The sequence below is a fragment of the Haloarcula amylovorans genome, assembly GCF_004681185.1.
GTDB classification, from domain to species: domain Archaea; phylum Halobacteriota; class Halobacteria; order Halobacteriales; family Haloarculaceae; genus Haloarcula; species Haloarcula amylovorans.
The window spans coordinates 45,351-68,924 of the sequence record NZ_SRIF01000014.1 but is presented as its reverse complement, the minus strand read 5'-3'; the positions used below and the strand labels follow the sequence as shown (position 1 = coordinate 68,924).

Genomic DNA, 23,574 nt, shown 5'->3' with positions numbered 1-23,574 from the left:
ATCATCGAGATGGTGCAGGGCGCACAGGCGAAGAAGACCGACACCGAGCAGTTCGTCGACCGCTTCTCGGGCTACTACACGCCGGTCGTGGTCGTGTTGGCAATCCTGACCGCCGCCATTCCACCGTTGGTCATCGCCGACCCCGTCTCGGTGGACGTGGCCGGGTACGGGTTCACCTTCGCCGGCGACTGGCAGACGTGGTTCATCCGCGGACTCACCCTGCTGGTGATTGCCTGCCCGTGCGCGTTCGTCATCTCGACGCCCGTCTCCGTGGTGTCGGGGATCACCAGCGCCGCGAAGAACGGCGTGCTGATCAAGGGCGGCAACTACCTCGAAGCGATGGGCGAAGTCGATGCCGTCGCGCTCGACAAGACGGGGACGCTCACGAAGGGCGAACTCGCCGTCACCGACGTCGTCCCGGTCGGCGACACCACTGAGGACGATCTGCTCCGTCGCGCCGCCGGGCTGGAGCGGCGCAGTGAGCATCCCATCGCCGCAGCGATTCTCGCCCGTGCCGACGAGGCGGGCGTGGGCAACCTGCCCGACCCGACTGGCTTCGAGAGCCTCACCGGGAAGGGCATCCGCGGGGAGATCGACGGCGAGACGTACTACGCGGGCAAGCCCGCACTCTTCGAGGAGTTGGGCTTCGACCTCGCTCGGGCACGCCGCGAGACGGACGGCGGCGTCGTGGCGGAAGAGGCGGCCGAGTCCGACGACGGGGCGTTCGCCGAGGACGCGCTCGCCGCGCTGGAGCGGGAGGGCAAGACGGTCGTTATCGTCGGAACGGAGTCGGAGTTGCTGGGTGCCATCGCCATCGCCGACGAGGTGCGCCCGGCCTCGAAGCGGGCCGTCCAGCGCCTGCAGGAGCTTGGTGTCGAGCGCGTCGTGATGCTGACGGGCGACAACGAGGGCACCGCCCGCGCCATCGCCGAGCAGGTCGGCGTCGACGAGTACCGCGCCGAACTCTTGCCGGAGGAGAAGGTCGACGCCGTCGAGGAGTTGCAGGCGGAGTACGGCGAGGTGGCGATGGTCGGCGATGGCATCAACGACGCGCCCGCGCTCGCCACCGCGGAGGTCGGCATCGCGATGGGCGCGGCCGGCACCGACACCGCTCTCGAGACGGCCGATATTGCGTTGATGGGCGACGACGTCGGGAAACTCCCGTACCTGTACGACCTGTCGCATACGGCCAACGGGGTGATCCGGCAGAACATTTGGGCGAGTCTCGGCGTGAAGTTCCTGCTCGCGCTGGGCGTGCCACTGGGGCTGGTCAGCGTTGCGTTGGCGGTCGTTGTCGGTGATATGGGGATGAGCCTCGGTGTCACCGGGAACGCGATGCGGTTGTCGCGAATCGAGCCCGATCGGTTCTCCGACACCTGACTCTGCGGCGGGAAGTGCGGGCAGGACGCTCCTCTTTCGCGACTTTCCTGCGCTCTATCGAGACAATTTGCAGTTTGTCTGGGGCAGTAGAGACTGAGCCCCACCGCAGGCTCTGATTTGATGCCCGAGAATCCAGACGACGATCCACTCCACGATTGCGAGTTAAGTCCCGACGCAGTCCTCGGGACGCGCACCTTCCACGATGTCCTGTTCACTGACGATACCGAGACGCCGGTAAACGTGCTCACCGGCGAGACACCCGCACATTCGCAGGCGACCGTCGAGGAAGCGAAGGCGTTCGCTACGAGTATCGATACGGACACACCACAAATCGCGCTCCCGGCCTCTGTCGAGACGCAGATCGAAACCCAGAGCCAACCCTACACGGCGGCCGCGTTCTTCCACTTCAAGGCGACCGGGTCGCTCGAACTGCACCGTGCCTACCACGCCGCCTACGACTCCGACGCGTTCAGCACCGACTTCGAGGCCGACTACGAGTCGGGCGACCTGACGATCACCGTCGAGCAGACTGCCGATTCCTGAACGCGGTCTCCCGAAGCGAGGTTTTTCGAGCGCCGGCGATGGGTGCCGGCGCACCGAGCAGACAGCGCCGAGCGGCGCCCGGTGAGTCGGCACTCCGAGGTGAACCAGATGCATATGGTCATCTACGCGCTGGTGGAAGCACCGACACAGCACGACGCCCTGGTCGAGGGGAAAGCAGTCTTCGACCGTCTCGTCGGCGCGAATCCCCACGGCTGCGCCGTGTTTGATTACTACGTCACGTTCGATGAAGACGACACGACGGTCGCCGGGAAGGCCCGCTGGGGTGACCTGCCGACGGCGGCCCCCATCAACTCAGAGGAGGGCGGTGAACTGCTCGACCGGGCTTGGAAGGCCACGAAAGAGGAGTTTCAGCGGAATCTCGACCGCGTGAAGGAGGCGCTCGACGAGCTCAGCGACGAGGCGATCATGCGCGACGAGGACCTCGCCCGCCACGCGTTCCACCAGGTCGGCGCGTACGAAGGGCCCTCAATCCCGATGTACGACCAGCACGCCCAGGGGATTCGGCATCGAGGCCAGCTCGACCGAGTCCTCGAGGAAGACGAGGACAGCCAGACGCTCTGGATCGTCCCCGCAGACGTTCATTTCTGACCAACGATGCCACGAATCACCAACTGGTCACGAGAGAGTCGCTCACCAACACTCGCGTATCGAAACACCGAGACTGGAGCGCGAGCTGTTCTACACCGGGCGCCGGATTCATACCGGTACAAGTGGCGCGGAGCGATCCTCGTCGACGGCTACCCGATCTGGTCGCGAGGCTTCGAGACGAAGAAGGCGACAACGTTCCGGGATGCGCTTCGGGAGCGGCCAGCGCCCGAACTGAACTGTCCGGAGTGTCCAAACGACGACGTCCTCGTCGGTGAGAAGACAGCTGATGGAGCGACGGTACAGCGCTGGTACGACTGTCCGGACTGTGGGTACGAAGCCCCCTCGCGCATCGTCTACGGCCCTGAACGCTGAGGACGTACACACGCAGGGTGTTTTTCGGCCGGGGCGGAGAGAGTGACCCGGTCGAACCGGGTCGGTCCAACAATGAGTCTCGAAGTACTCGACCGACACAGCGAGGCACTGTTCGAGTTCCTCTGGTGTCCCGTCTGCGGGCAGGAAGTGTTCACCCACATTCCCTTCGAGGGAGTGTTCTGCAAGAACTGTAACACGCAGGTCGTCCTCCAAGAGTCTCGAGAAGACCGTGGCTACGAGGAGGCTGTGCTCGCGTGCTTCGACACCGACTCAACGTGGAACCTTCACGTCGACGAGAAGCTCCGCCGCGACCTGCCTGACGGCTCGGCACGGGCAAAAATCCTCGGTGCACCGGGTGCCTATGAGATCGACTGGTGGAGTCCAGCACCTGGGGAGGATTGGGAGCCGGTCGAGCGTGGTGAATTCGACGACGTGGAGGAACCAGACGAGGTGTCACATCTCGCGTAGCGGATTGCAATCCCGCTACGACTGTGTGGTGTTGTTTCAGCGCCGGCGATGGGTGCCGGCGCACACGCGCCGGCGAGTACCGATGTCGACACGGAGCCAACTCCGATTCGTCCAACGAGTCGAACAGACCGGTGAGACAGATGGCAGCGCCGACCGCGTCGCGCAGGTGTACCGGCATTCGGACGGGTATCCCGGGAGCGTCCTCCGGGATCTCGCACAACTGAAAGAGCTTCTCGATGCGACCCGCGCAGAGCGGGGACCGGGCTACACGGCGGCGACCTTCGTGTTCCTCGACAAGCTCTCGACGGTCGACCTCTACCTGGATGGCGACCCAGAGCGAACGATCGACGCGGCTCAGCCAGCGGATCTCCTCGAGCCGTCCAATATGGAGCACCTGGACCAGCCGCTGTTCCTGCTGGGCCACGGCGTCGAGAATCCGGCCGACGGCATCCACGGCGACGAGGAGTACCTCTACGTCGTCGAACTCCCGACGGAGAACCCGTTCGACGAGCCGACCGAGTGGACAGTCAAAGTGAGCGGTCATTCCGCATTCCCGCGCTGGGATGGGCCGACCGAGGAAGCCTTCGAGCGGGCTAGCTGGCAGTTCCACGGCCCGCTTGAGCACGCGCTCGAAGAGCTGGTCGCTGAGCCGGCGTGAACACCGAGGCCGCTTAGATGATGCCGCCGATGACGAGTAGTCCGACGATGAGCAGCAGCGTCGCGACCACGCTCCCCCCGGCCAGCCACTTGTTCTCCATCGCCTTTTCGTGAAGCGGCATTTCGGCGTACTCCTCGCGGAACGCCTCGAGATTCTCCTCGTCGTAGAAGTACTTCGTCTTCAGCGCGAACCGTTCCGTCACCGCACAGCCCGTACAGATCGACTCACCTTCCAGCCGCTCCGTTTTCGTGTGGCTGGTGCAGGCGATCGCCCCGCAGTTCGGACAGTACGTGTACGTTTCGTCGATGCCGCTCGTGTCACAGTGGACGCACCGATGGATGCCGTCCTCGGCGGTCATTCGTGAGGGGCCCGCCGCGTAGTACTCATAGGGATAGGTGTACTTCTGGTGGTCGGTGGTGTGCCGAACCTCGGGAAGGTACACCGGCTCGATCGACTGGACGGAGATGTCCGAGCGGTTCGGCTCGCAGGTCTTGTTGTAGGTGACGTTGTTGTCGCCGGTGTAGGTGACCGTTTTCGTGTGGTGCTGCTGGAGCCGCTCGACGGCCCACTCCTTGTACTCCGTCTGAGTCTGGCCGAACCGCCGCTCCTCGACGTCGTCGAACACCTCTCCGAACTGCTCGGCGTCGAGATCGACCGTCGCGTGGAGGTTCTCGGTGACCAGCGTCGCGACGTCCTCGTCGACGACCTGCGGCTGCCCGCGTTCGGCGTGGGCAACGAATCGCGTCCGATCGTTAATCCGGTGGATGACGCCCACCGACGTCTCGAAGACGACGTTCGTGTCCGCGGTGACCGCCACCACCGGCCGGAACGTCACCGATGAGTGTGGGTCTGGGAGGTCGGCGGCCTCGATGTTCTCGACGTCGCGGAACGCCTCTTCGACGGCCGCGTCGACGTCGGCGGCCGGGTCGTAGGGACGTAGCGTTTCGTCGCAGAGAATCTCGATGCGACCGTTGTAGAGGTCGAGGCCGATCTCGTCGGCGATCTCCCGGAGGTCCTCGCCATCGAGCAGCTCGATTGGATGGGGGTCGTCGTTCTGCTGGAGGCGGTCGGCGTACTCCTGAGCCGGGTTCGTGAACCGGCCGGTCGTGACGACCATCCCGCGTTTGGGGCCGTCGAAGTCGAAGGTCGCGATTGCTGAGTGGAGCTTCTGGACGACCGGCCGTCCGACCGTCCCCGTGTGCTTGCACTCCACGATGATCGCGCGCCGGGTGCCGTCGACGACCTCCTCCATAATAACGTCGCGACCCTCGTCGGCGGTTCGGTCGGCCTGACGGACGTTCTCGTAGCCGAGATTGCGGAAGACATCCTCTATTACGTCCTCGAACTCGAACCCTGAGAGGTCGTCCAGTACAGCCATTCCGATATACCTGGACAGTACGTTGCAACTGTCAAATACGTTGCCGAACGCTTCGCCGTCCTGTTTATGAACCCCCGAGAGGGGTGCGGGGGTGATCAAACGAGCCTCCCGCGAACCAACCTATGAGTGGAATCAGCGACCCACGCTCACACGTACAGTCACGGACCACGGCTGATCCCGACGTCATTTACGTCGGTTACCGTCGTCGAGGCCGCGCCATCGTCGAGAAGCAATCAGACCAACAACAGCTCACGCCAGAGCGGAGTCTCGAGCTGGCAAATCACAGTCCTTCGGGCTTCGAATGGGGATATGGTGGCAGCGGGCCGGCCCAACTCGCACTCGCCCTCCTGCTCGATTACACCGACGATGAGGAGGTAGCGCTTTCGGAGTACAAGGCGTTCAAGACCGAAGTAGTGAGCCAGCTAGAGTGTACAGGACCCGACGGCTGCTGGCGACTCACCGGACGCGAGATAGATGCTACCCTTCATGAGATAGTCGACGACCCAGTTGCACCGTCCGTCAACTAACGATCACAGAGCGCAATCAATGTCAGAACACACTCAGCAGCCTCGTGTGGACTCAGAATCGCAACAGAACCGTGAGCGTCAGGTGCCAACCGAGTACGTCGAGCGAAGCGATGTCGGCGTCTCACTCACCGTCAAACTCACTCGCGGTACTGGCACCCGCGATCAAGACAAGATCACGGCCAAAGTGAAGGGTAAGACGCTCGAAGACGCCCGCGAGGATATGGAAACCCTCCGCGAGTATATCCACGACCTCGCTGAGGACACTCGCCAGATCCAGCCAGCCGACCCACACGAATAGTACTTTTTTGACTATTGCACAGAATTGTGTAGCCGCAGGATGTACGAAGTGTGCGGTGAGAAGGAACTCAAGGTTATCCTCGCGCTTGATCCAGGCGATTCCATCTCAGGCGTCGCGCGGAAGATCGACGAGAACCGGGAGACGATCCGTCGCGTCGTGAATAGCCTCGAGGAGGCGGGATACGTCGCGTACGACGATGGGCTTCATCTCATCGATCAGACGCTCCGAGACGCCGGTCTCGAGTTCCTGACAGCGTCAGCGGACATCTCGCCGCCGTCAATCTCAGAAGCCTATGTCCTCCCGCAGTTCACGGGGATGGAGTATGCATACACTGGCATCGATGCGGTCTACGTCTGGACTCGCGGTGGCTACCAGGTCGCTCGCGACCCAGAGGACTATCCGCTGTTCATCGCCGTCCACGAGTCTGACCTCGATGCCTGGACGGCGTTCTTCGATCGGTTCGAAATCCCGACTGCGGAAGAACGCCTGCCTGCTGCCGACCTCGATGGTTCGATACAGGTGGTACTCAAGCCGCGGCCACAGATCGAGGCCGAGATGGTCGACGGACGGCCTGTCATCCCACTCGAAGAAACTGTGGCGTTCGCAAACGAGCACTACGCGCACTTCCAGTCAGCGCTCGACATGCTCGGCCGTATGTACGACAGCGTCGACACTGACGCGAACTACCGCCAAACTGACGTGGAGTTCTGACAGGAGATTTCTTCGACTGGGAGGGGCCTGGCCGCTGTTTGTTGCCGCCTTGAGAGAGCGGAGGCGAACAAAAATGAGCGATTCGTCAGATCTATCCGTCGAATCAGACGCTCTCACACCGAAACAGCGTCTCGAACCGCCAAATACCCGTCTCATCAATGCTGGTATCGCGACGATTCATGACATGGAGACGCTGCGAGCCTGCGTCGCCTACGAGAATGCGAATCAGCAACGGATCCCGATTCTTCGCCGGCTCAAAGATCGGGCCAGCGAAATTCGCGCAGAAGACAATTGACGCAGCACTCGGGGATGTCTGTCGGAGCCTCGGTGGGTGGAGGCTCGAATGAGATGAGCGATCAAGCCGAGATCGAAATTCAACGACAGACCGCATTCGGCGACGATGGCCAACTCGAAGTAACTGAAACGAGCGTCGAGACCTCACTCGAGGACTTCGGTGCTGACGTGGATCATCGCGACCGGGATTCACGTCTTGATCGGCCCGAGGCCAGTGTGTTCGGCGTCGACGATCGACCCGCAGTTGAGCAATCAACCGAAGGAGATCAGTCAACACTCTTCGCTGATACGGACGAGGATCAGCAGACCCTCGCTGGCGACGATGCAGCCGCTCGCTGTCTATTCGAAGAATAAACAGTCCCTATTGATTAGTTATCTGTAGAAATGTTATAGTTTGAACTATAATAGTCTGAGTTCTAACTTTGAAGCGACGCTGAGGGGTTAATAGCCGGTGGTAGTTTTTCGACCCCCAGCAGGGTGCGGGGAATCCGAACGCCCGCATGCAACCGATGGAGATGAATTCGACTACCGACCCACGAGCAGTCGTACAGGATGCGAGTGAGCGATGGCAGGCGAGTGCAGACTGCGTTGAGTACGTCGGAATGCGTGTCGACGGAACGCCAGTGGTCCTGAACCTCACCGCACACGAACGCCTCTCCCCAAATCGAAGTCTCGGTCTCGTGCGGCATAGCCCGGCGGAATTCGACTGGGGCTATACGGGAAGCGGACCGGCACAGCTCGCCTGTGTGCTCCTCCTCGATTACACCGACAACGAAACTGTCGCCCAGCAACACTACATCCAGTTCCGCAACGACGTGGTCAGTCAGCTGGTGTGTGATGGCCCGGCCGACTGCTGGCACCTCACCGGGGAGGATATCGAGGCGGCACTCGCCGAATTCGAAGAGTACCGAGCACTCACGCCAGATGGTGGGGCGCCGTCATCGTCACTGCCGGCGAATTGGAGTGCGGTGAGCCGGACAGATCGGACAGTCTTCCAACGTCGAGATATCGACCACTACGTCGTCCGCGCCAAAGGGAGCGAAGAGTGGTTGATCATACTTTGTGCGCAGGGGGACCGGGCGTATCCCGCCCCGCTTGACCATCGAACACTTCCGGTCGAGAACGACCCTGTCTCTGCCGTTCAGGCACTCGTCGCTGAGAGTAACGACCTCGTCGAGCCAGAGGAGGCCAACTGATGGAGAAATTCCGACTTTCGCGAGCAACGTACCAGCTCATCGAACGCGCTGTCACGGCGCTGGAGTGCATCGGCCGAGAACTCAAGCGATACAACGACCGGCACGAGCGAATAGCTGGGAAAGACACAGACGAGACGAATCCCGGCGAATCATGACTGGCGAAGCGACGCTTGATGACTTCGAGAGCGAGACATCATCCGGAGAGTCCGGCTCGCTCTCACTGGAAGAGCGACTCCTCACCCCGATCTCGCCGTCAGTGGGACTTCGGCTGATTCCCGGTCGTGGTGATCCGCTCTATCTCCAGAACCGGGGCACTGAGCGGTATCTGTTCCGCGACGAGCACAACCGATGGTTCATCCTTCAACCCTCGGCGAAGGACTCAGAAGAGGCGTTCGTCCGCTGGGTGTATCTCCCAGCAGACCGGCCCGAACGGCTGGCACAGTCGGCGCTTCGTCGACGGACAGTGATCGGCTATGATTACGTTCAGCGGTCGGCCGCACCAGATCCAGTCAGATCGACGGTGACGGCGATGTTCGTCACGGAACCGTGGTCCGACACCGCCTACGAGTGTGGGTCGTGTGAGGCGCTGTTCGACACGGCACAAGAGCACGCCCTGCACTGCTGGGACGCACATCCGTGGGTGCCGAATCCTGAACAGGTGCGCCGTCGACGCCACGCCGACGAGTGAATTGAAGAGCCGAAGCCAGGTGTCGAGACCGTCCAGATGTTTAACCAACAGTACTGGATTCGTGGGCGGGGCGTTGGTTAAGAGTGGTTGTTTTTGCGCCCGTGAGAGGGGCGCAGGGCGCGTGATGAGAGCGCCGTCGCGAGCGACGAATTCGATTTCGAGGTGACTGCAATGAAAGACCCAGAATCCAGAACCGTGTTCGCTGGCGTCGACGGACGAACCGATACAGAACTACCCGACTGGTACCGCCGGAAGAAAACGGTCGACGAACCGAAGTCCTTCGCCGAGACGATTCGTGACCTCCCGCAGGCCGTCGAGACGACAGTCGCATACCGGAATCCCTACTCCGACGAGTGGGTCGAAACGGAGCGCTTCAACGCCCTGGTCGAGCCGACAAGAGCGCGCGACCACGCGACAGACGGCGAGCCCGACGCAGACCCACTATTTCACGTCCCCACGGACAGTTACGCGATCATCAACCCGGTGGATGTGTACAGGCCCTTGGAAGAGGTCCTTCGCGAGGAGACCATCGACGGGTCGCCGCTCGGGAACGTGATGTTCGGCGAGATCCGGCGCTACCGGGGCGGCGGCGAGGTCCATATGGACGTGATGTTCGACGGCCTCGAAGTCCGGCTGCCCGGGCGGTCAGACCCGATCACGATGGGCGTGACCTCCGGCTACGACTTCTTCGGTGAGCACGCCGTCTACGTCGAGGGATTCGCTCAGGACGGGTACTGCTCGAATTCGATGCGCTCGCTCACCGACAAGGAAGTCATCAAGCACGTCGGGGACGTTCGGGACTTCCGGACCTGGTGGGAGGAGATTCTCGCCCAGGTCGAACTCGTCGCCGACGACCTCTTCGAATTCATCCGAGATGCGCAGGAGATCGATCTCGAGTTCTCCGAGCTCCCGTTCACCGTCACCGAGTTTTACAGCCTGCTGGGATTCCCGGACTATCTCGCAGAGCGTGCTGCCGAGGATGCCGAGGCGAACGCTGCGTCGCCGTTCGAGATCGATATGTGGACGCTGCACTCCGGCGCGACGTACGCGCTCACTCACTTCTTCCAGGGCAAGGAGGGTGCGTCGCTGGACGGCTACGTCCGCACGGCCAACGACATCCTGTTCAACCCCGAGGGTACCATCGAGCGCGTCGAGCGAGCCTACGAGGAGCAGCTCGAGGCGGACGGCGACGACGGGTCGCAGGCGTCGCTCGCCGGCGAGCGTGCGCTCGCGAGCATCGAGCGCGTCAGCGATGATCTACAGGAGAAGGTCGACCAGTTCGAGGAGCGTGAAGATGCGCTGCGTGAGCGGTTCCAAGAGGCGATGGGCTGATTGTCGGAGCGGCGTTCACTGAAACTGTCCTCAAACAGCCGTTTACGTGAGCGGTTCCGGTTCCTCGTTATATTCGACGACTAATTCGACATCATCAGGACCGAATTCATCGCGTTCCGCTTCCAGCGTATCAAGAGCGTCTTTAACCGGGAAGAAATCCGGCTTCTCGAGTGCATCTTCTGTGGCCCAAGCGTATCGAATCGTTTGCTCCGAATCGATGAGGAACACGGCACGCTGTGGAACGCGCTCGTGGTTCTCCCATTCGTCATAACAGACATCATATGACTCGGCAACCCGCCCGGAACTATCACTAAGTAACGGGAAATTGATGCCGTATTCCTCGGCGAATGCTCGGTGGGCGTAGATGCTGTCCCCAGAAATTGCCCAGACATCGAGCGCCGGCGTCAGCTGAAACCACTCTGCATCGCGGATCGCACACAGTTCGTTTGTACAAACAGGACTGAAATCAAATGGGTAAAAAACTAGCAACGCAGCCCGATCATCCGCAGTTGTCTCATCCAAGCTGTACTCGGTTTGTTCTCCGTCACGGAGACCTGGAAGAGTGAATGACGGTGCAGACGCTCCCTCGTTTATCATGCGTCACAGTAGCACACGAAGAAAGGATAGTCTTGGGGCTAACACCCCCACCTGAATGGAGTAGCCTCAAATGTGGGATGAAATTCACTGGAATCCGTACGTCAGGAGTTCGCCGTCGCCCACTCAAGAAGGGGTTCTAATCTCGAACGAATCTCATCCCCTTCGTCAGTTAGCGCGTATTCGACGCGTGGCGGAATTTCGTTGTACTGCGTCCGTGAGACGATCCCTGCCTCCTCGAATTCGTCGAGGCGTTTCGAGATTGTCGACGTGCTCGCTGTAGGGAGGTGCGCCTCGATCTCCGCGAACCGCAGCGAATCGTGTGCGCCGATGATACTGACGAGTTGCATCGCGTATTTTCGGCTCAACGTGTCGATAACTCCTGTGAGCGGACAATAGCACGTCCCCTCAACATCGCACGTTGGCGCCGGTGAAGTAGTATCTGCCATAGCTTCGTGGCCTCCAACCTACTCTATAGCTTCGGACTCTGGAGTATAAGAACTTCCCGTCGTAAAGTTTCGGTATAGATGACTCACACATCCGACTATGATCTCGTGATTCTCGGCGGTGGCGCCGCAGCTTTCGCCGCGATCACTGAAGCGAGCCGACGGGACCTCTCGACGGCGATGGTGAACACCGGCTTGCCCATCGGCGGAACCTGCGTGAACGTCGGCTGTGTCCCGAGTAAGCATCTGCTTGCCGTCGCCGAGAGCGGCGCTGCAGCGTCGGAGAATCCCTTCGACGCCGTTCGATACCCTGAGGAACCGACTGTCGACTGGGCCGACGCACTCGACGGGACCGACGACCTCGTCGAGGGATTCCGGCGGGAGAATTACGTCGATGTCGCCGAGCACTTCGAGACCGACATCTACGAGGGGTACGGCCAGCTGGTCGACGACACAACCATCGAGGTCGTCGACGGCGCCGACGAGGGCGCGCGCATTACTGGAGAGAAGGCGCTCGTCGCGACTGGCAGTTCACCGTGGGCGCCGCCCATCGACGGCCTCGAGGAGGTCGATTACTACACGAGCGAAACCATCCTCGAGGAGCGCGACCTCCCCGAGAGTATCCTAATGCTCGGTGGTGGGTACATCGCGCTGGAGTGGGGCCAGATCCTCCACCGTGTCGGCGTCGACGTGACGATTCTCCAGCGCTCCGAGCGCGTCCTCTCGGACATGGAAGGCCAACTTGGTCGCGAGATGCAGCGTGCATTCGATGAGGAAGGCATCGAGATACTCACCGATAACGACTTCCGGCGCGTCCGCAGGCCAGCAGCTGACGGCGGCGCCGAAGCGATCCAGTCGGGCGTCGCCGTCGAAACAACCGTCGACGGCACTGAGCGAACGGTCACCGGCGACGCGCTGTTCGTCGCGACCGGGGTCCAGCCCAACAGCGAGGAGATCAGTCTCGAAACGGTAGGGGTCGAAACGAACCCCGATGGAACGATTCGTGTCGACGAGTACTTCCAGACGACGAATCCCGACATCTACGCGGCGGGCGACGTGATCGGCGAGCCCGAACTGGAGACGGTCGCCGCCAAGGAGGGCAATCACGCCGTCAAGAATGCCTTCGGCAACGAGGGCGTCAGCATCGACTACGATGCAGTCCCCGCAGTCGTGTTCACCAGCCCCGAAGTCGCCGCCGTCGGGACGACCGAACTCGAGTATATGGACGAGCACGGCACCTGTTCGTGCCGGACCGTCCAGATGGCGGACGTGCCGCGGGCGAAAGCCGTGAAGAATACTGACGGCCTCGTCCAGGTCGTCAAACACCACGAGACCGACGAAATCGTCGGTGTCCACATGGTCGGGCCGCGTGCCGCCGACATGATTATGGAAGCCACGCTGGCTGTGAGGTTCGGACTGACCGTCGACGACATCATCGATACTGTCCACCCGTTCCCGACGTTCTCCGAGGCGTTCAAGCAGGCCTGTCAGGCGTTCCGTCGGGATACGTCCAAAATGAGCTGCTGTATCGAGTGAGGTCAGTCGTCGGTCGAGAACACGTCCTCGAGCGTGCCGCTCTCGCCCAGTTCGATGAGGGCACGGTTCAAAAGTTCGCGAACGATGAACTCCTCGTAGTGCTGGGTATCGCAGTATTCACAGGGTTTCATCTCGCGGGCGACCGCCTCGATCTCAGTACCGTGGTCCGCGTACAACGTCTCGATGAGGGATGTCAGCTCCTCGGATGCGGTGGACTGCGCCCCTGCAAGGGTTTCGTCGGCACCCTCCGGGAGCTCGTACGAGAAGACTCGCGTGTTCGACTTGTAGTACTTCCGCGTCCCCCCACCAGCTTCCTCGAGACGGGCGATCTCAACCATCCCCGCGTCCTTCAGGACATTCACGTGGTGGCGGACCGTTGTTTCCGCCTTCTCCTCGCCGCGACGATGCAGTTCGTCGTGAATCTCCTCGATCGTCAGTTCATCGGTCGCGAGCATATCGAGGATCTTCGCCCGGACGTCGTTCTCCAGCGCCTTCGCTTTTTCCGGGTCTGTCGTCACGACTTCGCGGATCGGCACATCAGATTCGAGGAGCGCCATTCTTGTGAGGAGATAGGCGAACAACGACAGTAAGAGTAACGCCACTCTCCCGACATCGGTATTAGGACTTTGATACCGCTATAATTATTGTCGTAATGATTTTCCGCGTCGCGCGATAACCACCACTCACGATGGGAACGACACACGAACAATTCAACGTCGGGGGAATGTCCTGCTCGTTCTGTGCCGAGAGCATCGAGAAGGCCTACGCCCGGACCGACGGCGTCGAGGACGTCGACGTGAGTCTCGCCCACGAGGAGGTACTCGTCCAGTACGACGATGACCGCCTGAGCGAGGTGGCGGTGAAGGACACACTCCGGGACCTCGGCTACACCATCCGAGATCCGGACAAGGCAAAACGATACGAGCAGCAGCAGGCCGAACTCACCGACGGGAAGCGGCGTCTCCTCATCGCTGGCGGCGCATCTCTCGTTGTCGCAGCCCTGATGGGGTGGATGATTCTCGTAATGGGACGCTTCGAGTCGGCATCGCTCGCGATGGACCTGGTGACGCTGGGGCTAGCGCTCGGGACGATGTTCGGTCCCGGGCGCTACATCAAACAGAAGGCGTTCCAGAGCCTTCGTCGGAGGATCTTCAACCAGCACGTCCTCCTAGAAGCGGGCGCCTTCGCCGGGCTCCTCGGGGGGTTACTCGGCCTGTTTGTCTTCCCGAGCTTCCCGACCGTCCACTTCTTCGCCGTCGCCGTGTTCATCACCACCTACCACATCCTCTCGGAGTACACCAGCCTCATCGTCCGCACGCGGGCTTCCCAAGCCGTCCAAGGCCTTCTCGACCTCCAGCCCGACACGGCACGCCGCGTCAGTGATGACGGTGACGTCGAGGAAGTCCCCCTCGACGACCTCAACGTCGGCGACTACGTCCGGGTCAAGCCTGGCGAGAACATCCCCGTCGATGGGATGGTCGTCGAGGGAGAGTCCACGGTCGACGAGTCGGTTGCCACCGGTGAGTCCATCCCCGAGGAGAAAACGGTCGGCGACACGGTGATCGGTGGCAGCGTCAACGAGACCGGGACGCTGCTTATCGAGGTGACTGCAACCGGGGAGGACGCGTTCCTGAATCAGGTGGCACGCGAGATCGAGGAGGCGCGGGCGATGAAACCCGGCATTATCCAGCTCGCCGACCGCGTCCTCAAGTACTTCGTCCCAGGCGTCTTGACGATTGCCGCGCTCTCGTTCCTCTTCTGGGTGGTCGCACCGCTCGCGTGGGGGGCAGACCCCAATGTCCAGCGAGGGGCGTTCGCAGCGCTGGCGGTCCTCGTCCTCGGCTATCCGTGTGCGCTTGGGATGGCAACACCGCTCGCCCTGATTCGGGGTGGCGGGAAGGCAGCGAACCGTGGCATCTTGATGCGCTCCGGCGACGCCTTCCAGATTTTCCCCGACGTCGACCACATCGTGCTGGACAAGACCGGCACGATCACCGTCGGCGAACCCGCCGTCAGTGCGGTCGTCGGGTTCAACGCCGACGAGGAAGACGTACTCGCGACGGCGGCCAGCGCGGAGGCCTTCTCCGAACACCCGCTCGCCGATGCGATCCTCGAGTTCGCTGACGAGCGAGATGTCGAGTACGCGGATCCCGACGTCTTTGACTCGGTGACCGGCAAGGGCGTCCGAGCGATCGTCGGCAGCGACGACGTGTTGGTCGGGAAACCCGGATGGCTCAGCGATGAGGGGATTGACCTTTCGAAGAGGAGCGACGATATTGAGCGACTTCAGGGCCGCGGCCTCACCGTTGCCGGAGTTGTTCGTCACGGTGACCTACTCGGCCTGATCGGCATCGGTGACGAAATCAAAGCAGACGCCGCCGAGACCATCCGGCGGATTCGCGACGCCGGCATTACGCCCGTGATGATCACCGGGGACAACGAGCGCACCGCGAACGCGGTCGCCGAGGAGGTCAGTATCGACCGCGTCATGGCCGACGTGTTGCCCGACGAGAAACGCGAGGAGATCGGTCGCCTGCAGGAAGCCGGCCACCGCGTGGCGATGGTCGGCGACGGCATCAACGACGCGCCGGCACTCACACAGGCGGACATCGGCATCGCCATCGGCGCCGGGACCGACATCGCCATCGAATCGGCGGACATCGTCCTGATGGGTGACCGGCTCGGCGGCGTGATGGACGCCTATGAGATCGGGAACGAGAGCTATCGAAAGACTCGCCAGAATCTCGTGACGGCCTTTGCGTTCAACGGCATCGGCGTCGCCGCCGCGACCACGGGGCTCGTTCACCCGGTGTTCGCGATGCTTGCGATGGTGTTGTCCGTCTCGGCCGTCCTCGCCAACAGCTTCGCTGGTCAGCTCCTCTCCGGTGAGGGTGTCAACACCGAATTCGCTCTCAAAGAACGCACCGACGGCGAGCGTGGAGACGGCCGAGTGACAGCCGATTAAGCCTTTACGTCATAGCCAGCCTGTTCGATTGCCGCGTTCACGTCGTCGTCTGAGACTCCATCCTTGAGGACGACGTCGACCGTGTCAGCGTCGTGGTCGGCCTCGACCCGATTTACACCATCGAGGTTTCGCAGGGCGGTCTCCACGTTCTGTTCGCACCCGTTGCACGACATCCCGATGACGGCGATCGTCTTTCGCTCCATACGGGCCTGTAAACACTCGCGGGGGATGACCATTACGGTAACTGTTGTATCGGTTTTATCTCTATTAGAGGCGGGGCGTCATCGTCCGGAGAGTTGTTTGTGTCGGCCCCAAAGGGGTGGAGGCTCTTCGAGAGGAGGGGACCACTGACGACGAAGAGTAAGTCCTGTCCTTAACCAACAATCCCCGCATAAGTTTCCCTGTTGTTGGTTAACAGACTGTACCTCGGTTTGTCAGGCCCCCAGAAGGGGCGCGGGGCGGCCAACAGCGGCCTCGTAACTCCAATCATGTCCCTCGAGCTGAGCTCCAGCGCCAGCACGGCGAGCGACATCGCTGCCGCCAGACAAGCCGACATCGTGGCGTTCCTCCATCGAGCGCCGTTCACTCTGGATGCCTATGAGCTCGGTTTCCTTCCCGGCTTTCGGGAGGACTGCGGGTATCAGGAGACCCAATATCAGAATCTCACCCTCCCCGTCGGGATGCTCGACAACGACTTCCAGAACCCCGATCTGGATCGATTCGTCGAGCGGTTCTTCGAGTACGAGCCACAGGTCGGTGTCATCGGCGACATCTACGAACCTACTGACGTTGACGCCCACATCGCTGCTGCTCGTGAGATTCAGGACAGCTTTCCCGATGCCGAGGTCATCATCGTCCCGAAATCCCAAGCGGTGATTGACACGATCCCAGATGATATCATCCTCGGCTATTCGCGAGGGTACGCCGATCGCCTGGCGCACGAGTTCTCCGACCCAACCGATTGGAGAGGGCGGCGCGTCCACATCCTCGGTGGGAGTCCGCCCAAGCAGCTCGACGCCATTCGACAGCTGACCAGGCCGACACTCACCGACGAGCCACCAGCCGACATCGTCGGCCTCGATTGGAACGGGCTGCATCGCGGCGCGCAGTTCGGGGAGTTCTGGACGGCTGACGGCTGGGATGATAGCGGTCGTGACGCCTCCCACGTCACAGTTCGGAAGACGGTGCGACACAGTCTCGCCCGCATCAAGGCCTTCTGGCAGTCCCACGGCGTCTGGCCTGACTCAGCGCCACATAGCGACATCCTCGAAATCGAGTACGAGGGGCCGTCACCAACCGACCTCGATAGTGCTGCGTGTACCGAATGTGAAGCGAACGTCTGGACGACTCGGCGCGGTCCCTTCATCGCGGAGTATGATACCGGCGTGCTCTGTGGCTACTGCAGCTACGAGTGCTACTTCTCGCATCGCCATCGGAACAACCTCGAGGAGATCGCCGGCGAGCAGAGCGTGTACATTCCACCGGCGTGACGCTACGAGTGGTTTTTCGCGCCCCGGAGGGGGCGAGGGCTCGATCCAAAAAGTCCTCCGAGAAGGTGATTTTCCGTGAGTCAACAACAGCGTCCGAACGATGTCTCGATCGACGATATTCCAGTCGACGTATCGAACACCCAATCAGGCGAGGTCGACCCCGCTGAGGTACCCGAGGAAATCCGATCGATCACTCGTGGACTCGCAAGCGAGCAACCGCCGACGAATCCGCTCGTCGTCCTGAAGGCCGCCCGCTGGTGGTATATACATGGCAAGGGCGGAACCGATCCCGCGTTCCAGTGGGCGATCGAGTGGGTTCGACACCTCGCGACGGACACGCCGAGCGATGTCGACCAGTTCGACGCGTTCCTCGAGTACCTCGTCACGGTCGGCTTCGCTGACGAGAAAGCAGCGCTCCGATAGCAGCCCCGATCTAAACCCCCCGAAGTCGCGCCGATGTTTATCGTGCGCCCCCGAGGGGCGCGGCGCGTCCTGACTTCTCGGAGACGTCGTCGTACTCGATGTGATGCAATCCATGATGACAGCCAGTGAGTCGGGAGTCTCGTTCGAGGAGACCGACACCCGACACGACGAGATGCACAGTACCATCGAAGACTGGATCGACGAGCTCGTCGCAGACGTCGACGAGGCAAAAGCCAGCCAACAGTTCCAAGAGTGGCTCGATGTCCAGTCCCGATTCCACGACTACTCCCATCGCAACACCCTCTTGATCAAGCTCCAGTGTCCCGAGGCAACCCGCGTAGCGGGCTACAATACGTGGCGATCGGAGTTCGACCGGCACGTCCAAGAGGGCGAACAGGCGATCTGGATCTGGGCACCCATTATTACGAAGCAGTGCCCCGAGTGCGAGAACTCACCGAGCTACCACGAGCAAAGCGACTGTGACTACGACGAGACACCGGCCGAGGAGTGGTCCAAAGGACTGGTTGGATTCAAACCAACTGCAGTCTTCGATGTGTCTCAAACCGAGGGCGAACCGCTCCCCGAGCTGGAAACCGAGGCCACTGGTAACGCCGACGACCTGGTGCCAGCGCTCCTTGATGCGGCAGCTACTCTCGATGTCGACGTCCGTGTCGTCGACGCTGCTGAGTGGGAGCATGACGACGCGAAAGGCGTCTGCAAACACCGGAATCTCGACGAGTGCCAACCCGTCGTCGAAGCGAAAGATAGAGCGAATCAGGCCGACCTCGCGGTGACGCTGATTCACGAGTACGCCCACGCACTGCTCCATTTCGATGTCAACGACGAACCCGAGCGCGCAAAACGCGAGGTCGAAGCCGAAGCCGTTGCGTACATCGTCGGGCGGTATTTCAACCTGGATACGAGCGGGTCAGCGTTCTATCTTGCCGCGTGGCAGGACGACGATGCGGAGAGCATTCAGGAGCGTCTCGGCCGGATCAGTTCCACCGCGCAAGAGATAATCGGGACGGTCGCCGAGGACTGAACACGCCTTCTCCAGCTGTTAACCAACGGCTTGGGGTACTATCCCACTCTGTTGGTTAATTCGTTCGGCGTCCGACCCTGCGCGTTTCGATCGATTCCAAGACAAACCCCACCGACAGTCGATGTTATCGTTCAGAATCGATTCGGCGCTGCTGGTCACGAAGGAACTCAACGACGGCATCGATATCCTGTTCGGGAACCGTTTGCTGTTCGAAGACTCCTTTGAATGCATCTGCGAAATCCTCCGACGTGAGGCGGTTGAGGACAGTCTCGATGCGACCAGCGAGCTTCTCGGACTCTCCGCGATGCAGATGGGTCGCGATCCGGTCGAAATCCGCGCCAGCAGCCAGCACCACCAGATCCCGAGAGTCTGCCTTGCGGCCACTGTGGAGTTTCACCGCGAACAGCAACTCCCGTTCCGGAATCCTGGCTGTTACCGGGCGCCCGGTTCGCAGTTCCTCGGTGACAGAGTGCTGGGCCAGATAGCGATACGACCATTCAGCTTCCGTCTGGCGACAGCCCAGCGCGTCCACCATCGCGTCGAACTGAACCGGATTCCCGATATCTTTCGTAAACCGGATAGTCCGGCCCTCGTAGAGTTCGTTTCGCTCGACATCGGCCGTTTTCTCGTAGCCGCGGTCGGTGAGAAGGTCCGTGTAGTCGTCGACCGCTTGGGCCGGAATGACGACGTCGACGTCCGTGGTGAAGCGTTGATTGAACGCCGCGATCGCCCACCCACCGACGAGCACGTACGGCAGGTCAGCGTCGATGACTGCCTCCAGCGTATCCAGTAGTTCGTCTTCGCGTTCACCGAGGCTCATGCATTGAGACGCGGATCCTCGTGGGACGCGTCGATATCGCGGTCGTACTCGTCGGCGATCATCTCCAACGCCGGCTCGTAGTTCACCCGGTACTCCAACATGTGCTCGATCGTCTCGTCCAACGGAATAACCGGATTGCCGTCGACCCACTCGCGAGTGATGCCCCCACTCGTCGGGAACAACACGTACGAGACGGCCGCGTCGGAGTCGGTCGCGTCCGGCCGCTCTTCGATCCGGCTCGGAATCCCGAACTCATCGAAGAACGCCGTCCACCGTTCGATATCACGGTCGGCAACCTGGATGAAGATCGGATAGTCGTCGTGGCCGCGGGCGATCTGATAACCGCCATGGGTCCAGACGTAGACGCCGTCGATTTTCGTGTACGCAAAGGGCATCCCGGCGAAGTGCGGAATGACGTAGCCGTCGTCGATCGAGGGGGGAACAGCGCGAGAGATGGCCGCGACGAGATCGTAGTAGCGATCCCTGACAGCGTAATTCTCGATGTAGACGCCGTCCTCACGCCGGATGAAGCCTGCGTCCTCCAACCGCTCGATCCAGTCGTAGACCCACGAGTAGGAGCCGTCGATCTTCTGGGCGATTCGACGAATCGAGTCGCCCGGCCGGGCCGCGACCATGATTTTCGCCGCGGTCTCGTCGACGTACTCCATCATCGCTAGTTATCGGTATCGCATCTAACGGTATTAGTCTTGTCCCCCGTATTCCCTATGACGTTATCGCTATACAGATATACCATTCTTGGCTCCGGTAATCCGATCCGGCTCAGAATTTGAGCGGAGATGAATTAACCAACAAAGGATACGATGGATCGCTATTCGTTGGTTAAGTTTTTCAGCGCCCGCCGAAGGGCGGAGGCGCACTCCTGTCTCCACCGACCTATGACCGACCGATATCTAACGACCGTTCTCGACGAGGCAGAGCGAGTCGCAGAGCACCATGAGCAGGTCGCCCAATCTTCGGACCATCCGGAACACGAGTATCTCAGGTACGCCGTCCTTCGGCTGCTCGAAGGAGAGGCTGACGACACATCGGTGGAAGTACCGCAGGTTGACGGCGTGACTGTCGGCTACGGAGAGGACGACGCGATGTGCAACAGTTGGGACGACGACGTCGAGTGGTGGGAGACGGTTCCGCCGCAGGAGGAGTGTACTCGGTTCCGGGTGTTCTACCCCGACGAGTACGACGCTGTTCCGCGAGTCATCGTCGACGTGATGGCAGCACTCGGGGCGTGGCGTGTCTGGACTGGGAGCGCTGCCGCCTGTGGCTCCTACGACCATCGCGAGCGGCGGGAAGTCCACTATCTGTGGCCGGAGGGCCATCCAGTTGAGGCCCTGCTTGCGGATCGTCTCCAGGATCCCAAGGCTGCGGTTGCTCCAGACGGCGGCCGCACCGGCGACGTACGCGATCGGATGGTCGTCACGGAGCACTCAACCCAGCACGACGACCTCGAGCCGCGAACCAGACGTGCCGTCGACGAATCGATGGCCGTCTCGCTGCTCGAAAAGGGTGGCCGCTATGAGGTCCGATCGGCGTCCGGAAACTGGTATGAAGTCGACGTGATCAGCGAGTCGTGTACGTGTCCAGACTGGCGGAAGCGTACGCCCGAGGGCGGCTGTAAACACCTCCGGCGAGTCGATCAGGAGATCAAGCAGGGGCGGGTCCCACGACCTGATGGGCGTCTCCCCTCGAACTCGTAGGATCGCCCAGCGTTCGAGATCTCCCGAGGCTACTGTAACATCAGACGAAACTCCTTGATGGAGAGTTTCGAGTAGTGAGACGGCTGCTGGAGAACCGGTGAGAACAGTTGGCAGCAACTTAACCAACAAAACTATGCAGTTTGCGCCTGTGTTGGTTAACACAGATCGGCCCATGTCCTACGAGCCACCGACGCCCCCAGCGGACCTCCCCACCGACGTCATCGACACACTCAACGGCTATTCACCCGAGCTGCTCCGAGACGTTGCCCACTATGCCGAGGACCTCGCCGAGCATCGCGAGCGCGAGGCCCGCCTTGCCGAAGCGGAGGAGGAAGACGAGATCGACGAGCGACCCGATGACCTCCCCGATGATGTCCCGACGAAGGCGACGATCACGATCAAGGAAATCAACGACAACCGCTACTACTACTGGCAGTGGCGGGACGGCGACAAAATCCGTTCTCAGTACAAAGGTCCCGTCAATCCTGACGGATAGACGAGATAACGCCACAGTCGGATGACCGATGGTTCAGGGAGACACCCCGTCTGCGAAGTGAAAGACGGGAGCTGTTAGCGCTCGGGTCGCGGGGCAGTCTCGTACCGTTTGATGTCGTCGGTCTTCTCCACACGGTCGTAGATCTCGCGAAGCGTGTCTTGTGCCCGGAGGAGCTTGTGCTCATCGAGGAACTGCCGACCACTCTCACTGATTCCGTAGAACTTGTACGGGAGATCGTTCTTCCGGCGGTCCTCGGGCAGGAGGATTTCCTCGACGATGCCAGCGTCGACGAGCTGCTGGAGGTGCTGGCGAATCGTCGTCTGGCTCTTGCTGGGGTTGACGTAGTCGAGTTCCCTCAGCGTCGGCAGTTCCGACGGATGCCCGAGGATGTCCTGGAGGAGCGCGAATCGTGTCTCCTGGGTGACGACGTTGAGCCGCTCTCGAACGGACTCCAGGTCGCTTGGCGTGTGGTCGGAGGTACTCATTACACCACAATTCGTGTAGTGCGTGCAAAAGCGTTTCGCTCAAATACGAATCGGTCTTTTGCGATACGGTCACCGATGTATTCGCCACATTGAAGCAGGGTACGGGAGAAGTCCCGGGTAGATGAGTGAGGAACCGGTTACTGTCGATGAACTCGCCGAGAAAGCCGACGAGTATCTGCACGAGGCCTCACTCACACCGGAGGAGTACGAAGCGCTCAAACAGAGTGTTGCGGAGCTCACGCCGATCTTCTCAGCTAAGAATTCGTATTTCGTTCTCGGCAGCTACGGGAAACCCGAGATCCGTCGTCTCCAGCTCGTGAAAGATCGCCTCAACCGGCAGCCCGGTGCGTACGCGTTCCTGATGGTCGACATTCGAAGCGAGTGGACGAATACCTACCTCAAGTTCCGACTGCTCGCCGATTACACGGACATCATCGTGGGTGTCGCCGAACACGCCCAGGGCGGCTTCCTCGTCGAGCAGGGCTACTTTACGGCTCTCGAGGAGTACTTCGCGAAGACTCACGTGTTCAAACGCGAGTATGACTCGTTGGATGCGGACGCGATCGACACGAACGTCGACGTCGATAATCCCTACAGCGGAATGCAGACCGCGATCTTCGAGATGCTCGACGAGGCTGGACGTCTCTGTCGGTGGACGACTGAGGACGATCTGGTCGAGTGTGCCGAGGCTCTCGTGAGTGATCTGGAATACCCGTAGACAGAGACGAATCGGTAACTCACACCCCCGACGTTTCTGTCGTTTCTCCACGAAATCCGGTTCACCGATGGCCCAGACAACGAATGAACTCTAACAGGAAGACACCCCCCCCGTTTTCGAGTAGTAAGTGCGGGGTGAATCCGTGCAAGATTGGAACTTCGAACCACGAATCCTTTCGGGATGAGTAGTCCACTGGAGAGTGATTACAAATGCTCGTAAATGAAATTTTGTTTAGATGTTGTCAGACACTCCACCATTGCCAGTAAAATCGGAGGACAAGACGCTATTAGATGTAATTGGCAACGGTGGTCCTGGTAGTAACTAGTCGGATTGATTGGGGCAGGGGGTTACTGGCAACACCGGAGAGGGTACTGGATAAACTGGCACTGA

At 61.0% G+C, this 23,574-nt stretch carries 31 protein-coding genes; 23 read left to right on the top strand and 8 right to left on the bottom strand.

The features are described from left to right. The 6 genes from E4S61_RS23950 to E4S61_RS23925 all read left to right on the top strand — a co-directional run. The coding region (locus E4S61_RS23950; RefSeq protein WP_135306300.1) for a heavy metal translocating P-type ATPase at positions 1 to 1,380 on the top strand (1,380 nt) is incomplete at its 5' end. Between the two features lie 120 nt (positions 1,381 to 1,500). Continuing rightward, the gene (locus tag E4S61_RS23945; RefSeq protein ID WP_011222452.1) at positions 1,501 to 1,923 is read left to right on the top strand and encodes a hypothetical protein; all 423 of its coding nucleotides are present in this window, start codon (positions 1,501 to 1,503) and stop codon (positions 1,921 to 1,923) included. Positions 1,924 to 2,031: 108 nt separating this feature from the next. After that, positions 2,032 to 2,532 (top strand): PX domain-containing protein, encoded by a 501-nt coding sequence (locus E4S61_RS23940; RefSeq protein ID WP_011222453.1) that lies wholly within the window; start codon positions 2,032 to 2,034, stop codon positions 2,530 to 2,532. A gap of 6 nt (positions 2,533 to 2,538) precedes the next feature. Next, positions 2,539 to 2,904 (top strand): DUF7568 family protein, encoded by a 366-nt coding sequence (locus E4S61_RS23935; protein WP_135306299.1) that lies wholly within the window; start codon positions 2,539 to 2,541, stop codon positions 2,902 to 2,904. 72 nt (positions 2,905 to 2,976) lie between these two features. Further along, positions 2,977 to 3,372 carry a DUF7567 family protein gene (locus E4S61_RS23930; RefSeq protein WP_011222455.1) on the top strand — a complete coding sequence of 132 codons (396 nt, stop codon included), beginning with the start codon at positions 2,977 to 2,979 and terminating at the stop codon, positions 3,370 to 3,372. Positions 3,373 to 3,454: 82 nt separating this feature from the next. Beyond that, the gene (locus E4S61_RS23925) at positions 3,455 to 4,030 is read left to right on the top strand and encodes a hypothetical protein (RefSeq protein WP_128904646.1); all 576 of its coding nucleotides are present in this window, start codon (positions 3,455 to 3,457) and stop codon (positions 4,028 to 4,030) included. Positions 4,031 to 4,043: 13 nt separating this feature from the next. Here the strand turns inward: E4S61_RS23925 and E4S61_RS23920 are convergent, their stop codons facing one another. Then, entirely contained in the window at positions 4,044 to 5,408 is a 1,365-nt protein-coding gene (locus E4S61_RS23920; protein WP_128904647.1) for a restriction endonuclease, read from the bottom strand. 122 nt (positions 5,409 to 5,530) lie between these two features. On the opposite strand from E4S61_RS23920, the gene E4S61_RS23915 reads away from it, so the two are divergent. The 9 genes from E4S61_RS23915 to E4S61_RS23880 all read left to right on the top strand — a co-directional run bounded on the left by E4S61_RS23915 (position 5,531) and on the right by E4S61_RS23880 (position 10,454). After that, positions 5,531 to 5,935 (top strand): DUF6166 domain-containing protein, encoded by a 405-nt coding sequence (locus tag E4S61_RS23915; RefSeq protein ID WP_128904648.1) that lies wholly within the window; start codon positions 5,531 to 5,533, stop codon positions 5,933 to 5,935. A gap of 19 nt (positions 5,936 to 5,954) precedes the next feature. Then, on the top strand, positions 5,955 to 6,233 hold the full coding sequence (locus E4S61_RS23910) for a DUF7389 domain-containing protein (protein ID WP_128904649.1): 279 nt from the start codon (positions 5,955 to 5,957) through the stop codon (positions 6,231 to 6,233). A 39-nt stretch (positions 6,234 to 6,272) separates the two neighbouring features. Then, on the top strand, positions 6,273 to 6,944 hold the full coding sequence (locus tag E4S61_RS23905) for an IclR family transcriptional regulator (RefSeq protein WP_128904650.1): 672 nt from the start codon (positions 6,273 to 6,275) through the stop codon (positions 6,942 to 6,944). A 73-nt stretch (positions 6,945 to 7,017) separates the two neighbouring features. Then, complete coding sequence (locus tag E4S61_RS23900; protein WP_128904651.1) at positions 7,018 to 7,239, top strand: hypothetical protein; 222 nt, start codon at positions 7,018 to 7,020, stop codon at positions 7,237 to 7,239. A 53-nt stretch (positions 7,240 to 7,292) separates the two neighbouring features. Continuing rightward, positions 7,293 to 7,592, top strand: coding sequence for a hypothetical protein (locus tag E4S61_RS23895; RefSeq protein WP_128904652.1), 300 nt, complete (start codon positions 7,293 to 7,295; stop codon positions 7,590 to 7,592). A gap of 155 nt (positions 7,593 to 7,747) precedes the next feature. Continuing rightward, a complete protein-coding gene (locus E4S61_RS23890) occupies positions 7,748 to 8,434 on the top strand; it encodes a DUF6166 domain-containing protein (RefSeq protein ID WP_128904728.1) in 687 nt (228 codons plus the stop codon). Next, entirely contained in the window at positions 8,434 to 8,589 is a 156-nt protein-coding gene (locus E4S61_RS25740) for a hypothetical protein (protein WP_164932745.1), read from the top strand. Before E4S61_RS23890 ends, E4S61_RS25740 begins: the two co-directional genes overlap by 1 nt. Further along, positions 8,586 to 9,122, top strand: coding sequence for a hypothetical protein (locus E4S61_RS23885; RefSeq protein ID WP_128904653.1), 537 nt, complete (start codon positions 8,586 to 8,588; stop codon positions 9,120 to 9,122). The genes E4S61_RS25740 and E4S61_RS23885 overlap by 4 nt, the downstream gene beginning before the upstream one ends. 171 nt (positions 9,123 to 9,293) lie before the next feature. Further along, a complete protein-coding gene (locus E4S61_RS23880) occupies positions 9,294 to 10,454 on the top strand; it encodes a hypothetical protein (protein WP_128904654.1) in 1,161 nt (386 codons plus the stop codon). Between the two features lie 42 nt (positions 10,455 to 10,496). Here the strand turns inward: E4S61_RS23880 and E4S61_RS23875 are convergent, their stop codons facing one another. After that, a complete protein-coding gene (locus E4S61_RS23875) occupies positions 10,497 to 11,051 on the bottom strand; it encodes a peroxiredoxin (RefSeq protein ID WP_135306298.1) in 555 nt (184 codons plus the stop codon). A 101-nt stretch (positions 11,052 to 11,152) separates the two neighbouring features. Next, entirely contained in the window at positions 11,153 to 11,497 is a 345-nt protein-coding gene (locus E4S61_RS23870) for a winged helix-turn-helix transcriptional regulator (RefSeq protein WP_128904656.1), read from the bottom strand. Between the two features lie 78 nt (positions 11,498 to 11,575). On the opposite strand from E4S61_RS23870, the gene merA reads away from it, so the two are divergent. Beyond that, complete coding sequence (merA, locus tag E4S61_RS23865; RefSeq protein WP_134671652.1) at positions 11,576 to 13,030, top strand: mercury(II) reductase; 1,455 nt, start codon at positions 11,576 to 11,578, stop codon at positions 13,028 to 13,030. 2 nt (positions 13,031 to 13,032) lie between these two features. Here merA and E4S61_RS23860 read toward each other — a convergent pair whose 3' ends face one another. Next, positions 13,033 to 13,587: an ArsR/SmtB family transcription factor gene (locus E4S61_RS23860; RefSeq protein WP_128904658.1), complete on the bottom strand. Its 555-nt coding sequence runs from the start codon at positions 13,585 to 13,587 to the stop codon at positions 13,033 to 13,035. A 131-nt stretch (positions 13,588 to 13,718) separates the two neighbouring features. On the opposite strand from E4S61_RS23860, the gene E4S61_RS23855 reads away from it, so the two are divergent. Continuing rightward, positions 13,719 to 15,995 carry a heavy metal translocating P-type ATPase gene (locus E4S61_RS23855; protein WP_128904659.1) on the top strand — a complete coding sequence of 759 codons (2,277 nt, stop codon included), beginning with the start codon at positions 13,719 to 13,721 and terminating at the stop codon, positions 15,993 to 15,995. On the opposite strand, the gene E4S61_RS23850 is transcribed toward E4S61_RS23855, so the two are convergent. After that, the gene (locus E4S61_RS23850) at positions 15,992 to 16,198 is read right to left on the bottom strand and encodes a heavy-metal-associated domain-containing protein (protein ID WP_128904660.1); all 207 of its coding nucleotides are present in this window, start codon (positions 16,196 to 16,198) and stop codon (positions 15,992 to 15,994) included. The genes E4S61_RS23855 and E4S61_RS23850 overlap by 4 nt on opposite strands. 285 nt (positions 16,199 to 16,483) lie before the next feature. Between E4S61_RS23850 and E4S61_RS23845 the strand changes: the two genes are divergently transcribed. The 3 genes from E4S61_RS23845 to E4S61_RS23835 all read left to right on the top strand — a co-directional run bounded on the left by E4S61_RS23845 (position 16,484) and on the right by E4S61_RS23835 (position 18,950). Then, entirely contained in the window at positions 16,484 to 17,485 is a 1,002-nt protein-coding gene (locus tag E4S61_RS23845; RefSeq protein ID WP_128904729.1) for a DUF6610 family protein, read from the top strand. A 75-nt stretch (positions 17,486 to 17,560) separates the two neighbouring features. Continuing rightward, on the top strand, positions 17,561 to 17,908 hold the full coding sequence (locus tag E4S61_RS23840; RefSeq protein WP_128904661.1) for a hypothetical protein: 348 nt from the start codon (positions 17,561 to 17,563) through the stop codon (positions 17,906 to 17,908). Between the two features lie 112 nt (positions 17,909 to 18,020). Next, a complete protein-coding gene (locus E4S61_RS23835; RefSeq protein WP_128904662.1) occupies positions 18,021 to 18,950 on the top strand; it encodes an ArdC-like ssDNA-binding domain-containing protein in 930 nt (309 codons plus the stop codon). A gap of 124 nt (positions 18,951 to 19,074) precedes the next feature. Here the strand turns inward: E4S61_RS23835 and E4S61_RS23830 are convergent, their stop codons facing one another. Both E4S61_RS23830 and E4S61_RS23825 read right to left on the bottom strand, forming a co-directional pair. After that, positions 19,075 to 19,770 (bottom strand): nucleotidyltransferase domain-containing protein, encoded by a 696-nt coding sequence (locus E4S61_RS23830; RefSeq protein WP_092893729.1) that lies wholly within the window; start codon positions 19,768 to 19,770, stop codon positions 19,075 to 19,077. Further along, complete coding sequence (locus tag E4S61_RS23825) at positions 19,767 to 20,438, bottom strand: helix-turn-helix domain-containing protein (RefSeq protein ID WP_135306301.1); 672 nt, start codon at positions 20,436 to 20,438, stop codon at positions 19,767 to 19,769. The genes E4S61_RS23830 and E4S61_RS23825 overlap by 4 nt, the downstream gene beginning before the upstream one ends. A 228-nt stretch (positions 20,439 to 20,666) precedes the next feature. Between E4S61_RS23825 and E4S61_RS23820 the strand changes: the two genes are divergently transcribed. Both E4S61_RS23820 and E4S61_RS23815 read left to right on the top strand, forming a co-directional pair. Then, complete coding sequence (locus E4S61_RS23820) at positions 20,667 to 21,485, top strand: hypothetical protein (protein WP_103992931.1); 819 nt, start codon at positions 20,667 to 20,669, stop codon at positions 21,483 to 21,485. A 172-nt stretch (positions 21,486 to 21,657) separates the two neighbouring features. After that, positions 21,658 to 21,981, top strand: a complete 324-nt coding sequence (locus E4S61_RS23815; RefSeq protein WP_135306297.1) for a hypothetical protein — start codon at positions 21,658 to 21,660, stop codon at positions 21,979 to 21,981. Positions 21,982 to 22,055: 74 nt separating this feature from the next. Here E4S61_RS23815 and E4S61_RS23810 read toward each other — a convergent pair whose 3' ends face one another. Continuing rightward, positions 22,056 to 22,466: a helix-turn-helix domain-containing protein gene (locus tag E4S61_RS23810; RefSeq protein ID WP_135306296.1), complete on the bottom strand. Its 411-nt coding sequence runs from the start codon at positions 22,464 to 22,466 to the stop codon at positions 22,056 to 22,058. Between the two features lie 121 nt (positions 22,467 to 22,587). On the opposite strand from E4S61_RS23810, the gene E4S61_RS23805 reads away from it, so the two are divergent. Next, entirely contained in the window at positions 22,588 to 23,184 is a 597-nt protein-coding gene (locus E4S61_RS23805; protein WP_135306295.1) for a hypothetical protein, read from the top strand. The last annotated feature ends 390 nt before the right edge of the window (positions 23,185 to 23,574 follow it).

Coding starts and splice junctions, on each gene's coding strand:
- E4S61_RS23805 (WP_135306295.1), top strand. CDS start 22,588: ATGAGTGAGGAACCGGTTACTGTCGATGAACTCGCCGAGAAAGCCGAC.
- E4S61_RS23820 (WP_103992931.1), top strand. CDS start 20,667: ATGACCGACCGATATCTAACGACCGTTCTCGACGAGGCAGAGCGAGTC.
- E4S61_RS23910 (WP_128904649.1), top strand. CDS start 5,955: ATGTCAGAACACACTCAGCAGCCTCGTGTGGACTCAGAATCGCAACAG.
- E4S61_RS23870 (WP_128904656.1), bottom strand. CDS start 11,497: ATGGCAGATACTACTTCACCGGCGCCAACGTGCGATGTTGAGGGGACG.
- E4S61_RS23850 (WP_128904660.1), bottom strand. CDS start 16,198: ATGGAGCGAAAGACGATCGCCGTCATCGGGATGTCGTGCAACGGGTGC.
- E4S61_RS23945 (WP_011222452.1), top strand. CDS start 1,501: ATGCCCGAGAATCCAGACGACGATCCACTCCACGATTGCGAGTTAAGT.
- E4S61_RS23855 (WP_128904659.1), top strand. CDS start 13,719: ATGGGAACGACACACGAACAATTCAACGTCGGGGGAATGTCCTGCTCG.
- E4S61_RS23875 (WP_135306298.1), bottom strand. CDS start 11,051: ATGATAAACGAGGGAGCGTCTGCACCGTCATTCACTCTTCCAGGTCTC.
- E4S61_RS23825 (WP_135306301.1), bottom strand. CDS start 20,438: ATGGAGTACGTCGACGAGACCGCGGCGAAAATCATGGTCGCGGCCCGG.
- E4S61_RS23915 (WP_128904648.1), top strand. CDS start 5,531: ATGAGTGGAATCAGCGACCCACGCTCACACGTACAGTCACGGACCACG.
- E4S61_RS23835 (WP_128904662.1), top strand. CDS start 18,021: ATGATGACAGCCAGTGAGTCGGGAGTCTCGTTCGAGGAGACCGACACC.
- E4S61_RS23885 (WP_128904653.1), top strand. CDS start 8,586: ATGACTGGCGAAGCGACGCTTGATGACTTCGAGAGCGAGACATCATCC.
- E4S61_RS23815 (WP_135306297.1), top strand. CDS start 21,658: ATGTCCTACGAGCCACCGACGCCCCCAGCGGACCTCCCCACCGACGTC.
- E4S61_RS23880 (WP_128904654.1), top strand. CDS start 9,294: ATGAAAGACCCAGAATCCAGAACCGTGTTCGCTGGCGTCGACGGACGA.
- E4S61_RS23830 (WP_092893729.1), bottom strand. CDS start 19,770: ATGAGCCTCGGTGAACGCGAAGACGAACTACTGGATACGCTGGAGGCA.
- E4S61_RS23810 (WP_135306296.1), bottom strand. CDS start 22,466: ATGAGTACCTCCGACCACACGCCAAGCGACCTGGAGTCCGTTCGAGAG.
- E4S61_RS23895 (WP_128904652.1), top strand. CDS start 7,293: ATGAGCGATCAAGCCGAGATCGAAATTCAACGACAGACCGCATTCGGC.
- E4S61_RS23930 (WP_011222455.1), top strand. CDS start 2,977: ATGAGTCTCGAAGTACTCGACCGACACAGCGAGGCACTGTTCGAGTTC.
- E4S61_RS25740 (WP_164932745.1), top strand. CDS start 8,434: ATGGAGAAATTCCGACTTTCGCGAGCAACGTACCAGCTCATCGAACGC.
- E4S61_RS23860 (WP_128904658.1), bottom strand. CDS start 13,587: ATGGCGCTCCTCGAATCTGATGTGCCGATCCGCGAAGTCGTGACGACA.
- E4S61_RS23935 (WP_135306299.1), top strand. CDS start 2,539: ATGCCACGAATCACCAACTGGTCACGAGAGAGTCGCTCACCAACACTC.
- E4S61_RS23905 (WP_128904650.1), top strand. CDS start 6,273: ATGTACGAAGTGTGCGGTGAGAAGGAACTCAAGGTTATCCTCGCGCTT.
- E4S61_RS23900 (WP_128904651.1), top strand. CDS start 7,018: ATGAGCGATTCGTCAGATCTATCCGTCGAATCAGACGCTCTCACACCG.
- E4S61_RS23920 (WP_128904647.1), bottom strand. CDS start 5,408: ATGGCTGTACTGGACGACCTCTCAGGGTTCGAGTTCGAGGACGTAATA.
- merA (WP_134671652.1), top strand. CDS start 11,576: ATGACTCACACATCCGACTATGATCTCGTGATTCTCGGCGGTGGCGCC.
- E4S61_RS23890 (WP_128904728.1), top strand. CDS start 7,748: ATGGAGATGAATTCGACTACCGACCCACGAGCAGTCGTACAGGATGCG.
- E4S61_RS23940 (WP_011222453.1), top strand. CDS start 2,032: ATGCATATGGTCATCTACGCGCTGGTGGAAGCACCGACACAGCACGAC.
- E4S61_RS23845 (WP_128904729.1), top strand. CDS start 16,484: ATGTCCCTCGAGCTGAGCTCCAGCGCCAGCACGGCGAGCGACATCGCT.
- E4S61_RS23925 (WP_128904646.1), top strand. CDS start 3,455: ATGTCGACACGGAGCCAACTCCGATTCGTCCAACGAGTCGAACAGACC.